At 65.2% G+C, this 13471-nt stretch carries 14 protein-coding genes and 3 tRNA genes; 6 read left to right on the top strand and 11 right to left on the bottom strand.

Features of this window, described 5'->3' with window-relative positions:
• The first annotated feature begins 4 nt into the window (after positions 1-4).
• On the top strand, positions 5-1345 hold the full coding sequence (locus CDA09_RS16755; protein ID WP_121429689.1) for a replication-associated recombination protein A: 1341 nt from the start codon (positions 5-7) through the stop codon (positions 1343-1345).
• Positions 1346-1360: 15 nt separating this feature from the next.
• Here the strand turns inward: CDA09_RS16755 and CDA09_RS16750 are convergent, their stop codons facing one another.
• Complete coding sequence (locus CDA09_RS16750; RefSeq protein WP_121429688.1) at positions 1361-1624, bottom strand: hypothetical protein; 264 nt, start codon at positions 1622-1624, stop codon at positions 1361-1363.
• Between the two features lie 267 nt (positions 1625-1891).
• Between CDA09_RS16750 and serS the strand changes: the two genes are divergently transcribed.
• Positions 1892-3175, top strand: coding sequence for a serine--tRNA ligase (serS, locus tag CDA09_RS16745; RefSeq protein WP_121429687.1), 1284 nt, complete (start codon positions 1892-1894; stop codon positions 3173-3175).
• Here serS and mltF read toward each other — a convergent pair.
• Complete coding sequence (gene mltF, locus CDA09_RS16740) at positions 3136-4596, bottom strand: membrane-bound lytic murein transglycosylase MltF (RefSeq protein ID WP_164844432.1); 1461 nt, start codon at positions 4594-4596, stop codon at positions 3136-3138. The two genes, serS and mltF, sit on opposite strands and share 40 nt — an antisense overlap.
• A gap of 274 nt (positions 4597-4870) precedes the next feature.
• On the opposite strand from mltF, the gene CDA09_RS16735 reads away from it, so the two are divergent.
• The 3 genes from CDA09_RS16735 (at position 4871) to CDA09_RS16725 (ending at position 5303) form a co-directional block, all read left to right on the top strand.
• A tRNA-Ser gene (locus CDA09_RS16735) sits at positions 4871-4960 on the top strand.
• A 38-nt stretch (positions 4961-4998) separates the two neighbouring features.
• Positions 4999-5075, top strand: a tRNA-Arg gene (locus tag CDA09_RS16730).
• A 138-nt stretch (positions 5076-5213) separates the two neighbouring features.
• The gene (locus CDA09_RS16725) at positions 5214-5303 is read left to right on the top strand and encodes a hypothetical protein (protein ID WP_286164186.1); all 90 of its coding nucleotides are present in this window, start codon (positions 5214-5216) and stop codon (positions 5301-5303) included.
• 86 nt (positions 5304-5389) lie between these two features.
• Here CDA09_RS16725 and CDA09_RS16720 read toward each other — a convergent pair whose 3' ends face one another.
• From CDA09_RS16720 to CDA09_RS16685, 8 genes are all read right to left on the bottom strand, one after another.
• A complete protein-coding gene (locus CDA09_RS16720) occupies positions 5390-5656 on the bottom strand; it encodes an RnfH family protein (protein ID WP_121429685.1) in 267 nt (88 codons plus the stop codon).
• A 9-nt stretch (positions 5657-5665) separates the two neighbouring features.
• Complete coding sequence (locus CDA09_RS16715) at positions 5666-6340, bottom strand: electron transport complex subunit E (protein ID WP_121429684.1); 675 nt, start codon at positions 6338-6340, stop codon at positions 5666-5668.
• A 1-nt stretch (position 6341) separates the two neighbouring features.
• Entirely contained in the window at positions 6342-6941 is a 600-nt protein-coding gene (gene rsxG / locus CDA09_RS16710; protein ID WP_121429683.1) for an electron transport complex subunit RsxG, read from the bottom strand.
• Positions 6938-7948, bottom strand: coding sequence for an RnfABCDGE type electron transport complex subunit D (locus CDA09_RS16705; protein ID WP_286164184.1), 1011 nt, complete (start codon positions 7946-7948; stop codon positions 6938-6940). Before CDA09_RS16705 ends, rsxG begins: the two co-directional genes overlap by 4 nt.
• A 98-nt stretch (positions 7949-8046) precedes the next feature.
• Positions 8047-9513 (bottom strand): electron transport complex subunit RsxC, encoded by a 1467-nt coding sequence (gene rsxC / locus CDA09_RS16700; RefSeq protein WP_121429681.1) that lies wholly within the window; start codon positions 9511-9513, stop codon positions 8047-8049.
• Positions 9514-9526: 13 nt separating this feature from the next.
• The gene (locus CDA09_RS16695) at positions 9527-10072 is read right to left on the bottom strand and encodes an RnfABCDGE type electron transport complex subunit B (RefSeq protein ID WP_121429680.1); all 546 of its coding nucleotides are present in this window, start codon (positions 10070-10072) and stop codon (positions 9527-9529) included.
• A 10-nt stretch (positions 10073-10082) separates the two neighbouring features.
• Positions 10083-10664, bottom strand: a complete 582-nt coding sequence (rsxA, locus tag CDA09_RS16690) for an electron transport complex subunit RsxA (protein WP_121429679.1) — start codon at positions 10662-10664, stop codon at positions 10083-10085.
• Between the two features lie 4 nt (positions 10665-10668).
• Entirely contained in the window at positions 10669-11190 is a 522-nt protein-coding gene (locus CDA09_RS16685) for a SoxR reducing system RseC family protein (protein ID WP_286164183.1), read from the bottom strand.
• Positions 11191-11736: 546 nt separating this feature from the next.
• On the opposite strand from CDA09_RS16685, the gene CDA09_RS16680 reads away from it, so the two are divergent.
• Positions 11737-11813: transfer RNA gene (locus CDA09_RS16680), tRNA-Arg, on the top strand.
• A gap of 135 nt (positions 11814-11948) precedes the next feature.
• Here CDA09_RS16680 and CDA09_RS16675 read toward each other — a convergent pair.
• The gene (locus CDA09_RS16675; protein WP_121429678.1) at positions 11949-13415 is read right to left on the bottom strand and encodes an MFS transporter; all 1467 of its coding nucleotides are present in this window, start codon (positions 13413-13415) and stop codon (positions 11949-11951) included.
• Between the last annotated feature and the right edge of the window lie 56 nt (positions 13416-13471).

Here is a 13471-nt window from a genome sequence, read left to right as displayed (position 1 = left end):
GCCGATGGCTGATCTCTTCGATTCACTGGAACCGCCGCGCGTACCGCTCGCCGAGCGCATGCGGCCGCAGCGGCTCGACGAGATTGCCGGGCAGCGCCACCTCGTCGGGCCGGGTAAGCCGCTGCGGCTTGCCTTCGAGTCCGGCAAGCTCCACTCGATGATCCTGTGGGGGCCGCCCGGTGTCGGCAAGACGACGCTGGCGCGCCTGATGGCGCAGGCGTTCGACGCCGATTTCATCGCCCTGTCGGCGGTGTTCTCCGGCGTCAAGGACATCCGCGAGGCCGTCAGCCAGGCGCAGGCCGCGAAGGCACGCGGCCGCCACACGATCCTCTTCGTCGACGAGGTGCATCGCTTCAACAAGGCCCAGCAGGACGCCTTCCTGCCCTACGTCGAACAGGGCCTCGTGACCTTCATCGGCGCGACGACCGAAAATCCGTCCTTCGAGGTCAATTCGGCGCTGCTCTCGCGCGCGTCCGTGTATGTGCTCGAACCGCTCGACAACGACGCGATGGGCGGGCTCTTCGAGCGGGCGCGGGCGCTTGCCTGTCCGCAACTCGCCTTCGACGAGACGGCGCGCGAACGCATGATCGGTTTCGCCGACGGCGATGCGCGGCGGCTGATGAACCTGATCGAACAGGTGCAGGTCGCCGCGGAGACGGCCGGGGTGGATCCCGTCACGCCGGAGTTTGTCGACGAGGCGCTGTCGAGCAAGCTCAGGCGCTTCGACAAGGGCGGGGAGGCCTTCTATGACCAGATCTCCGCCCTGCACAAGTCGGTGCGCGGCTCGAATCCCGACGGCGCGCTGTACTGGCTGTGCCGGATGCTCGATGGCGGGGCGGACGCGCTCTACCTCGGCCGCCGGCTGGTGCGGATGGCGGTCGAGGATATCGGCTTGGCCGATCCGCGCGCACTCGAAATCGCACTGAACGCCTGCACGACCTACGAGCGGCTTGGCTCGCCGGAGGGCGAACTCGCGCTCGCGCAGGCGACGATCTTTCTCGCGTGCGCGGCAAAATCGAACGCGGTGTACAAGGCCTACAACGCCGCGCGCCAGCATGTGGCGAACGACGTGTCGCGCCCGGTGCCCCTGCACCTGCGCAACGCGCCGACGCGGCTCATGAAGGAACTGGGTTACGGCAAGACCTACCGCTATGCCCATGACGAACCCGACGCCTATGCTGCGGGCGAAACCTACCTCCCCGAAGGCATGGCGCCACCCGGATGGTATCGACCGACACCCTACGGCATGGAGGCGCGCATCGCCGCCAAGCTCGAGCATCTGCGCGAACTGGATGCCGCCGCCTCGTCGGGCCGGCGGCCCGACGAGGGTGGGAAGCAGGATTAGAGGGCGGTCGCGCCCTCAGTGGGGCAGGGGATGGTCGGCCACGAAGCGGGCCTGGACGTTCCTGGCGCGCTCGGCTTGTTCGAGGTCGCCGCGCTCCGTGGCGCGGTCGATGAGGTCCTGCATATAGCCGGTGAGCACGAGAACGCCTTCGGCTGTCTGGACCATCCCGCAGACGATCTGAGCAGCGGCCCCGTCGGGAATTCCTTCGTGCTCGGCAATCAGCGCAACTTCGTCGTCGGTCAAATCGCAGTAATCAAGGCAGTCTCGGATCGACAGCATGGGTGTCTCCTCATATGTGGCGTTCGTCGTCTGTGCGGCGCTTCCCTGAGAACCTTAACTATAAGCTAGGGGCGGTCGAATTCAAGGAAAGTTTGTGCCGATCGTTTTGAGTAAACGATTGATTTGATTAATATAATTGTGCATCGCGGCATGCGGGCGGTTTTGCCCTAGAATGTCATGGAAACAGAACGAGTTGGCGGCGGATCCGAAGGTTCCGCCGCAGTATTCATCGCCTATTCATTGAATTGAAAGACTTTCGGAACAGCCATGCTTGATATCCAACTGCTGCGCAACCAGATCGATGTCGTTACCACTGCACTGGCCGCGCGCGGCACGAGTTTCGACCCGGCGGAATTCCAGGCGCTCGAGAACGAGCGCAAGAACCTGCAGACCCGCACGCAGGAGCTTCAGGCGCAACGCAACGCGCGGTCCAAGCAGATCGGCATCCTGAAAGGGAAGGGCGAGGATGCGTCCGCGGTGATGGCGCAGGTCGCGGGGATCGGCGACGAGTTGAAGGCCAACGAGCAGGCGCTGTCCGCGCTGCTCGCCCGCATCGAGGCGCTGGTGGCGGGGCTGCCGAACCTGCCGCATGCGAGCGTGCCGGTGGGCAAGGACGAGACGGCGAACGTCGAGGTGAGCCGCTGGGGCACGCCGCGCGAGTTCGACTTCAAGGTCAGCGACCATGTCGACGTCGGCGGCGGACTGGGCGGGCTGGATCTCGAGACCGCGGTGAAGATCGCCGGGTCGCGCTTCGCGGTCATGCGCGGCGGGGTCGCGCGCCTGCATCGCGCGCTCGCGCAGTTCATGCTGGACGTGCATACGCGCGAGCACGGCTACACGGAAGTGTACGTGCCTTACCTGGTCAACCCGGACAGCATGTTCGGCACCGGCCAGCTGCCGAAGTTCGAGGCCGACCTGTTCGCGGTTCCGCGGGACGAGGGGCGCTTCTACCTGATCCCGACGGCCGAGGTGCCGGTGACCAACATGGTGCGCGGCGAGCTGCTGCAGGCAGACGTGCTGCCGCTCAAGTTCGTCAGCCACACTCCTTGCTTCCGCTCCGAGGCCGGCAGCTACGGTCGCGACACACGCGGGATGATCCGTCAGCACCAGTTCGACAAGGTCGAGCTCGTCCGCATCGAGCATCCCGACAACTCCTGGGGCGCACTCGAAGAGATGACCGGCCATGCCGAGGCGATCCTGCGCAGGCTGGAACTGCCATACCGCAAGATCGTCCTGTGCACCGGCGACATGGGCTTCTCTTCGGCCAAGACGTACGACCTCGAGGTATGGCTGCCGGCGCAGAAGACCTACCGCGAAATCTCGTCCTGCTCGTGCTTCGAGTCGTTCCAGGCGCGCCGCATGCAGGCCCGGTTCAAAAACGCGCAGGGCAAGAACGAGCTCGTGCACACGCTGAATGGCTCGGGTCTCGCGGTCGGGCGGACGCTGGTGGCCGTGCTGGAGAACTATCAGCAGGCAGACGGGTCGGTCGCCGTGCCGAAGGCACTCGTGCCTTACATGGGCGGGCTCGAGGTGCTCGAGCCGCGCGCGTAACCGCCGCGCGCGGGTAGCCGCTGCGACGTTGTTTCGAGCCGCAGCCCCGCGGGCTGAAGCGGCGGGACGTAGGGGCGCTCGAGGCGCAGCAGGATGTCGTGGTAGTTGCGGATGTTCTCCGCCATGATCACGGCCTCGCCGCCCCGTGCCGCGCCGGCCTTCAGGCGGCTGGCGTACTCGGGCTTCGACATGAGGGGCAGCACCGCCTTCATGTCGAGCCAGCTGGTGTTGTCCTTGCCCATCCGTTGCGCGATCGTGCGCGCCCCGTTCATGTGGCCCATCCCGAGGTTGTACGCCGCCGCAGCCATCCACAGGCGATCCGGCTCGGGTACGTCATCGGGCAACTGCTCCCTGAGCATCGAGAAGTAGCGCGCACCGCCGAGAATGCTCTCGCGCGGGTCGAGGCGGTCGCGTACCCCGAGGCGATCTGCCGTCTCCGAGGTCAGCATCATCATCCCCCGCACCCCGGAACGCGACGTCGCCAGCGGATCCCAGTGCGACTCCTGATACGCCAGCGCGGCGAAAAAACGCCAGTCGATGCCGGTCCGCGCCTGTGCCTCGTGGAAATGCTGGCGGTAATGCGGGAGCCGCGCCTGGAGGCGGGAAAGAAAGGTCGTGATGGCGCTGTCCTCAAGACGCCGGATGTGGCCGAAGTAGCGATCCGAGAGCCGGGCCAGCGTGTCGTTCGCGCGCGCGTCGGCGAGGAACGCCTCGATTTCCTCGTTCAGTTCGTCTTTCGCTTCCGTGGAGAGCGCCCACCCGATGGTCGAGCTGACAGGCAAGTCGTATATGACGGCCAGGTTCGGTGAGGTTTGTGCCGCCACGGCGAAATGGACGCGGTCAGTGGCGACGATATCCAGTTCGCCCTTGGCCAGCGACTCGAGCAGGTGGTCGTCCGAGGCGTTCACCGGGAAATGGAGGTGCATTTCCGGAACCCGCTTGTGGATCTGATTCAGGAAGTCGGCAGCGAGGGAGCCGTGCCGTGCCGAGACGGTGCGTCCCGCGAGTGAGCTTTCTTCCGTGATTTCGCCGTTCTCGGCACGCCCGACGAGGACGTAGTCGACCTCGCGCAGCGGACTGGTCCAGGCGAGTGGCAAGCGGTCGTTGCGGCCCACGCCCGCCGCCGCCAGATGCACCTGGCCCCGGATGACGGCCTCGAGGGCTCGGGCCGCATCGGGAAAGATCACCATGTGCACCGGTACGCCCAGGCGCTTGCCGAGTTTCTGCAGCAGATCGTAGTCGAAGCCGGATGCCTTCCCGTCGCTGCCGTTGCGGTAGGTGATCGGATCCACGCGGGTCGCGACACGCAACTCGCCTGCGGTACGGTAGCCGGAGACCGTCCGTAGGTCGGTGAGTGACGTTCCCGAAGGCCCGCAGGCGGTGACAAGGAGTGCGGCAATGATGATCAGGGAGGCGCGCAAGAGGCCGGTCCATTCGACATGACCGAATGATTCTGCGTGAGCCCATCGGAATGGGCAATGCTGAAAGAATTCCGGTGCCCCGCGCGCTGGACAGTCGGCGACGAAGAGGGGTTTGCGTCTGTGCGCGTTCAGAAAGGGGGTTCCGGCTGTGTTTGTGAAGGTGACCGCCTGGATGCCGCCGCAGCATGCATAAAAAAAATCCCGCGGTGTTGTTGTCCCGCGGAATTTTCTGCGTATAATTCGGCCTCCCGCAAGGCGAGGCCATGCGGGAGTCGGAGAGGTGGCAGAGTGGTCGAATGTACCTGACTCGAAATCAGGCGTAGGTGCGAGCCTACCGTGGGTTCGAATCCCACCCTCTCCGCCAATCGCTGAACGGCTTGGTAGCAGGCCGGGTCGGCAAAAGCGCCCGTAGCTCAGTTGGATAGAGTACCTGGCTACGAACCAGGGGGTCGTGGGTTCGAATCCTGCCGGGCGCGCCAAGTTTCAAGTACAAACGCCACCCTTGAGGTGGCGTTTGTGTTAATGGGACCCGGCTGTGTTATTCGATTGCCCGTGAGGCACTCGATTGAGCTCCGCATGAGCACGGCGCGATACAGCCTGATGCCCCTTTCGGCGGCGTGAAGCAGTCGGGCCTGGGCGTCGAGTTCGGGCGCTACGGGCTGGAGGAGTACACCTCCAGCCAGACCCTAAAAATCATGAAAGGCTGAGGCCAGTCGCGTGTGAAATCGGGTGTTCCGGATTCGGCCGATGTGTCCTTATCGCCATCCCGGAACACCCATCTGCCGGTCGAAGTTCAGTCGCCGGCGTTTTTCTTGCGCACTGTTTTCGGGTCACAGATGATCGGGCGATAGATTTCGACACGGTCACCTTCCTCGAGGACCGCATCGAGGCTGGCGAGTTTGCCGAAGATACCGACCTTCTGTTTTTCGAGGTCGATGTCCGGGAACTGGCCGGTAATGCCGGAGCGCGCGATCGCGTCACCGACGGTCGTGCCCTCGGGCACTTCGAGCGTGAGCCACGTTTGGCGTTGCGGAAGCCCGTACGCAATACCGACTTTCATTTTTCCACCTCAGCCGACGCTGTGTGCGCCGGCCATCTGTATGCCCTTGCCGGCGCGCACATCGAGCATGCGTTTGCCGACCACCATCAGGCCCGCGGTCAGGAATCCCCCCGGGGGCAGGATCATCATCAGCACGCCGCTGTCGGCCGGCATCAGGCGGATTTCCATGAAATGGAACGCGGGGCCGAGCAGCAGCGAGGCGTCCGCGAAGAGCGTGCCCGAGCCGATGATCTCCCGCACCGCTCCAATGGCGGTCAGCGCCAGCGTGAAGCCCAGTCCCATGAAGATGCCGTCCAGCAGCGAGGGCAACACCGGTTCCTTTGCAGCAAAGGCTTCCAGGCGCGCCAGCGGCAGGCAGTTCGACACAATCAGCGGTATGAACAAGCCCAGCACCTTGTACAACTCGTGCATCCACGCGTTCATCGTCAGGTCGACGAGCGTCACCATCGCGGCGACGATCAGGATGTAGACGGGAATCCGAACTTCCTGCGTGATGTAACCGCGGAACAGCGCGACCAGCAGGTTCGAGGCCGCCATCACCGCGGCGGTGGCAAGGCCCATGCCGAGACCGTTGGTGGCACTGGTCGTCATCGCCATCGTCGGGCACATGCCAAGCAGCATGCACAGCACGCCGTTGTTGTCCCACAGGCCGTCGCGGGCGATGCGGCTGTAATCGTTTGACATTTCAGTTCGCTCCGGTCAGTTCCGACTTGTGTTCCGCGAAGAACTCGAGCCCGCCGCGAATGGCTGCGACGACGCCGCGCGGTGTGATCGTGGCGCCCGCGAACTGGTCGAAATCGCCGCCGTCCTTCTTCACCTTCCATCGCTCGGGTGCGGGCGCGTCGAGCGAACGTCCGGTGAAGTGCAAGATCCAGTTGCCCTTCTTGACCCCGATCCTGTCACCCAGTCCCGGCGTTTCCTTGTGGGCGAGCGCGCGTACGCCGAGAATCCGGCCGCCGGCGTCGACGCCCATCATCAGGCGAATCTCGCCGGCGTATCCGGAGCCGCGGATCTCCCACGCGGCGCCCGTGACCTTGCCGCCCTTGCGCGCGCGGTAGATCGTGAGGGGCCGGCCGTGGGCGTCCTGCAGGGTCAGCGCATCGGCGACCGGGTTGTTGTCGCGCAGGTTTTCGGGGAGGACCTGGGCGAGCGAATTGAGCTTGTCTTCGCGCGCCCGCTCCGCGATCGGGTCGGTCGTCATGCGGTCGGTGACGGCGAGGACCACGCCGAAGCCGAGGCAGAAGCTGCCCAGGATCGCCGCATGAATCCAGGTGCGCGGTTTCATGCGTCCTCCCTCAGCGGCAGCGGTGCGCCGTCGCGGCTGCGGCCGAAGAGCCGAGGCCGGGTGTATTGGTCGATGATCGGTGTGAGCGCGTTCATCAGCAGGACCGCGAAGGCCATTCCCTCCGGGTAGCCGGCGAAAGTCCGGATCACCCATGCGAGGACGCCGCAGCCGATGCCGAAGACGAGCTGTCCGGTCTTCGAGACCGGGGAGGTCACGTAGTCGGTGGCGATAAAGAAGGCCCCCAGGAAGCTGGCGCCCGACAACAGGTGGAAACTCCCGTCCGCGAAACGCGCGGGATTGACCGCATGGAAGAGCGTCCCCATCGCGAACAGGCTGCCGAGCACGGCGACCGGGATGTGCCACGAGATGATTCGCCGCGCCAGCAGGAGCAGGCCGCCCGCGAGGACGAAGATTGCCGAGGTTTCGCCGAGGCTGCCACCGCGCAGGCCGAAGACCAGATCGCGCAGCGCAGGTACCTCGGCCACCGATTGCGTAACCGGTATGCCGCGAGACAATTCCGTCTTGACGTGTCCCAGCGTGGTAGCGGAGGTCACAGCGTCCGGCACTCCGGGGCCGAAGGTGATATCGAGCGCCGCACCGAGCGCAGGTGCTCCGGGCGAGAACAGCGGCTGCGGGCTGACCCAAGCCGTCATCACGACCGGGAAGGAGACCAGCAGCGCAACGCGTGCCACCATCGCCGGATTGAACACGTTTTGCCCGAGTCCGCCGAAAGCATGCTTGGCCAGTGCGATGGCGAAGACCGCACCGAGCGCGCCGGTCCACCAGGGCGCCCAGGGCGGAAGGCTCATCGCGAGCAGCCAGCCCGTGAGGATCGCCGAGCCATCCGCGATTCCGATCTGTACGGATCGGCCCTGGAGCACCAGGCACACCGCCTCGACCACGACGCAGGCGCCGACCGTCACACCGAACAGCAGGATCGCCGGCAAGCCGAACAGCCACCAGCCGAATACGGTGGCGGGTGTCAGCGCAAGGAGCACCGTCAGCATCGTGCGCTGCACGCTTCTCGGTGCGTGAGTGAAGGGGCCGCTATGGGCTGCGCGGAGAGGGTGGCCGCTGCGACCGCGGCGCGCAGGAGGGGGTGTCGTCATGCGTTGATGTCTCCCGTGGCAGCGTTTGCCGTCGCTGCGGCCTGACGGACGGCTGCCGCGGCCCGTTTGGCTGCCTCGGCCTTTTCGAGTCGCAGCGTTCGCGCTTCGGCCAGCGTGCGCGTACGGTCGTTCTTGCGCTGCACGGCCGCGTCGGCGTTGAGCCGGCCCTTTGCGTAGTTGAAGTACTGAACCAGCGGGATGTGCGAAGGGCACACCCAGGCGCAACTGCCGCAGGACAGGCAATCCTGGACGCCCAGTTTGGCGGCGTCCTCCAGGCGGTCCTTGCGGATGTAGGCGGCGAGTTCGACGGGTACCAGTCCGCAGGGGCACACGCTGACGCAACTGCCGCAGCGGATGCAGGGGCTTGCGGGCTGCTCGGCGACTTCCTCGGCGGTGAGCGCCAGAATGCCCGAGGTGCCCTTGACCACCGGAACGTCCAGGCTGGGGAGGGGCTGCCCCATCATCGGTCCGCCCTGGACCAGTTGTTCCTCCATGCCGGTCAGTCCGCCACAGAAGGCCAGCAGGTCGGCAACCGGCGTGCCGAGCGCGACGTCGACATTGCGCGGGTGGCGAACGGCGCCGCCACTCACGGTGACGACCCGGTGCGTCAACGGCCGGCCGTGGCGCACCGCCTCATGCACGGCACGCGCGGTGCCCGGATTGTGGACGACCACGCCGATGTCCGCGGTGAGCCGTCGCGCGGGTGTTTCGCGGCCGGTGATCGCCTGCACCAGATGGCGTTCCGAGCCCATCGGGTACTGCACCGGCACGGCGACGACCTGCACCTCGGCAAACTTCGCTGCCGCGTGCGAGATGCTGTCGATCGCCTCCGGCTTGTTGGCCTCGATGGCGATGATCACGCACGGCGCGTCCAGCGCACGGGCCATCAGTCGCGCGCCGTCGACCACGTCGTCCGCATGCTCGCGCATCACGCGATCGTCGCAGGTGAGATAGGGTTCGCACTCGGCGCCGTTGATGAGCAAGGTGTCGATGCGATGCTGACCACCGAGCCCAAGCTTGACCGCTGCGGGGAAGGCCGCGCCGCCCATGCCGACAATGCCGGCCTGCGCAACGTGCTCGCGGATCGCCTCGGGCGGAGCCTCGAACGGGTCGGCAAGCGGCGCGGGCAGGGGCGCCCACGCGTCGAGTCCGTCGGGCAGCAGCACGATGGCAGTCTGCGGCAGGCCGGAAGGATGCGGAGCCGGGATCTGGCTGATGGCTTCGATGACGCCCGAGGTGGGCGCGTGCAGCGGTGCCGACACCGGCCCCTGACCGCGCGCGAGCAGCTGGCCCTTGCGGACCTGCTCACCGGCGGCGACGAGCACTTCGGCTGGTGCGCCAATGTGCTGCTGCAGCGGGAGGACGAGCCGTCGAGGCATCGGCATCACGACGATGGCCTCGTTGCTCGACAGCGACTTGCGATAGTCCGGATGAATGCCGCCTCGGACCGGAAAGAGTTTCATGGCCGGGCTCCTGTCAGTGGACCGCCCCGTCGCCCACCGTCGCGGGCTTGGGCCAGTACCAGGTGGCGAGGGTTTGCGCGACCGGAAGCATTTCGATCGCGTCGGTGGGACAGACAAGCGCGCACTTGCCGCAGCCATGGCACGCGTCGGTGATCACCGTATGCATCAGCTTGGTGGCGCCGTAGATCGCGTCGACGGAGCATTCCTTGAGACAGCGGGTGCAGCCGATGCACAGGTTTTCCTCGATGCGGGCGTACACCGGCACCTGTTCGACGTGCTCCGACAGGTCCGCACTGACCCCCAGCTTCTTCGCCAGCGCCTCGGCAACTGCCTTGCCGCCCGGCGGGCACACCGTAACGGCCGCTTCGCCGCGTGCCAGCGCCGCGGCGGCCTGAGCACAGCCCACGTACCCGCATTGGCCGCACTGCGATCCCGGAAGCATCGCCCTGAGTTCCTCTTCGAGCGGGTCTTCCTGAACAGCGAGGTAGCGGGCCGCGGTGCCGAGCAGGCTGCCAAGCGCGATGCCCATCAGCGTGAGACTTCCGACGTCGATCAACATGACCGGTTCCTCAGTTCGTGCTCATGCCGGAGAAGCCCATGAAGGCCAGCGCCAGCAGGCTTGCCGTGATGAAGCCCACCGGCGGGCCGGCGAACAGGCGCGGCACCTCGGCCAGCGCGAGGCGTTCGCGCAGTCCGGCAAAGATCACCATGACGAGGCTGTAGCCGATCGACGACGCGAAAGCGAAGAGCGCGCTGGCGAAGAAATTCATGTGGCTTTCGACGAGCAACAAAGCGACGCCCAGCACCGCGCAATTGGTCGTGATCAGCGGCAGGTAGATGCCCAGCATCTGGAACAGGGGTGGCGAGACCTTGCGGATCGTCATCTCGGTGAATTGCACGGCAGCGGCAATCACCAGGATGAAAGTCACCGTACGCAAGTAGCCGAGGCCATACGGCTGCAGCAGCCAGGCCTCGACCGCCCAGTCGATCATCGACGATACCGTGATGACAAAGGTCGTCGCCATGCCCATGCCGACCGCGGTGTCGACCCGAGTCGTGACGCCCATGAAGGAGCACAGCCCGAGGAAGCGGGCGAGGATAACGTTGTTGACCAGCGCCGCGCTGACGAAGAGGAGGACGTATTCCTGCATGGGGTCAGCCTTGTTCGGGGTGACAAGCGGGCGCGTCCCGGCGTACCAGTCGCGGTGCGATCTCGCCACAGGTTTCGAGGACGCGGGCGAATATGCGAGCGAGAACGAGTCCGACGAGCAGGCCCGCAGCGCTGGCGGCCATCGTGATGCCGTCACGGTGCGTGACAGCCTGGGCGAGGGCGCCGGCGGCAAAGCACGTTGCCAGCGGCAGCGCGTAGGCCGTCATGCTCGCCTTGACCAGCGCATCCTCGCGGACGCCGACAATGACGCGGTCGCCAACATGAAGCCCGGCCCCGTCGGGAAGGGGAAAACGCCGCGCCTGGAGACGGCTTGTCAGGGTGCCGAGCCCCTTGCTGCCGCAAAGGGCCGCGGATGCACAGCCCCCGCAACTGCCGGTTTGTTCGGGCTCGAGCCACGCGATGCCCTTATCGACCGCAACGACCCGCGCTCGTCCTTCGACAAACGGGTGCCCGTTTTCCCTCTTGTCGGGGGGGAGGCCGAGTCCTCCAATCATCGAACCAGACATTTACCCATCCCTTACCGATCGACAATCCGATACGCATGACAGCTACGTTGCACCGAGACGTGGTTTCAAGACGCGTCCGGTAATTCTTGCATCGCAGCATATCGCACAAATGATTTGTAATCAAACAATATGTAGTCAATCTAAACCGTCGGCAGGACTCGTTCGTTTCGGCGTTGCCGGACTTGCCCCCTATGAGCGGCGGAATTCGCCATTCATTGTTTCGAGAGCTGAGGATGGGCGCGGGGGCGTCAGCGTAAAGTGTGTGGCGTAAGGTCAGGAGTCACGACGTCGAGTCTTGCCGTCGGACGGAGGACGAGCGCTGTCGTGAGGGATATGGAGACAGGCTGCGACTCGGCGATGTGTAATTGGCGGCCTGCGTGTTCAAGGGGGCGTGGGTTCGAATCCCGCCGGGCGCGCCAGCATTCCTGGGGAGGGGAGGCATCTTCGGATGCTCTTTTCATTTCCGGATTATGGTTTCAGGGGCGCGTGATTTTTAGCGTCCGATCTTGACTGGATTACAAATCTGTCTATAATGCGCTTTCTTTAGCGCCCGTAGCTCAGTTGGATAGAGTACCTGGCTACGAACCAGGGGGTCGTGGGTTCGAATCCTGCCGGGCGCGCCAAGTTTCAGACACAAACGCCACCCTTGAGGTGGCGTTTGTGTTTTTTGGGCCCGGGTGTGTTATTCGATTGCCCGTGAGGCCCTCGATTGAACTCCAAAGGCGCCGTCCGGCGGAAGATCGTGGTCAAGGTCTGACTCAGGCCTTCCTGGGGCCGCCCTTGGGCACCGTCAGCATGATCGACATGATCGCCACGAGCACCATGAACGCGTTGAACGTCAGGGCGATCATCGCGGCTTGCCTGACGGCCAGGTTGTCCTGGCGGCCGACGAAGGTGATGACGCCTTCGAGCCATGAAACGTGTTCCGGGCTGGCCCGCAGCGCGGTGAAGATCGCCGCGGAGATGGCCACGCCAAAAGCGGCGCCGAGCGAGGAAGCCATCTTGTAGATGCCGGCACCCGCACCTGCTTGCGCGGTCGGCAGGGAAGACAGCGCCGCATCGGTCGAGGGGGTGGCGTAGAAGGCAAGACCGACGCCGAACAGCGTGTAGCCGACGATTGCGAGGATCTTGTAATCGGTGAGCAGCAGGTTGGCCGGGGACAGCATCAGGATGGCCAGGCCGGTGATCAGGCAGCCCCAGATCATCGGCTTGCGGGTGCCGAAGCGCTGCAGCAGCTTCTCGCCCACGCGGATGAAGGCAATGATCGCGATCGCATAGCCGAGGGTCAGCCCGCCCGCCTCCTGCGCGGTCATGTTGCCGCCGATCTGCACCAGTTGCAACGACACGAGCAGCGTGCCGGCCACGCCGTTGAGCAGGAAATTCGAGATCGTCGCGCCGGTATAGGTCGGGTTCCGGAACAGTTTGAAATCGACGAACCCGTGGACGGCGCGCGCCTCGACCATGAAGAACAGGGTACCGAAGACGAGCGCCACGGCAATCATCCCGAGTATGGCGGGGCTGGTCCAGCCGAGTTTGTTGCCCTGGGTCACGAGGATCTGCAGCGCGACCATGGCGAGCATGAAGGTCAGCACGCCGGCGACGTCGAATTTATAATTGTCCGTCGTTTCCGCCTTGCTCTCGGGCGTTCCCTTGATCATCGCGAGACCGACGACAGCGACGACGATGGAGGCGAAGAAGATGTAGCGCCAGCCGAAGCTCTGCGAGACGAAACCGCCGAACAGCGAACAGATGCCGGAGCCGCCCCAGGACCCGATGGACCACAGGCTGACCGCGCGCTGACGCGCGGGGCCGTCCCAGTAGGTCTTCACCAGCGCCAGGCTGGCCGGCATGATGCAGGCGGCAGACAGCCCCTGCAGAGCCCGGCCCGCCATCAATGCCGCGACTGCCAGATCACCGGTGGGAGTCAGTCCGACCAGCAGCGAACCGGCAATATGAAGAAAGAAACCTGCCCTGACCAGCCGGACGCGGCCGATGGCGTCGGCCAGGCCGCCGAGCACGACGGTGAAGATGCCGGAGAACAGGGCGGTGATCGCGACGGCAATGTTCATCATGCTTGCATCGAGCCCCAGATCCTTCTGCATGTCGGGGGCGACGTTCAGCGTGGTCTGCGCGAAGAGCCAGAAGTTCAGGACGCCCATGATGATGCCGAAGAGCAGCCTGTCGTTCCCCTGATACCGGGCGGGGCTTCCCGTATGGATGGTCATCGCGGACTCCAGGCATGCAACGCTTCACAGGGTATACGGGATCCATAGCAGGAATC

The organism is Azoarcus sp. DN11 (assembly GCF_003628555.1).
In the GTDB taxonomy this organism is placed as follows: Bacteria; Pseudomonadota; Gammaproteobacteria; order Burkholderiales; family Rhodocyclaceae; genus Aromatoleum.
This window is presented reverse-complemented; position numbering and strand designations above follow the sequence as displayed.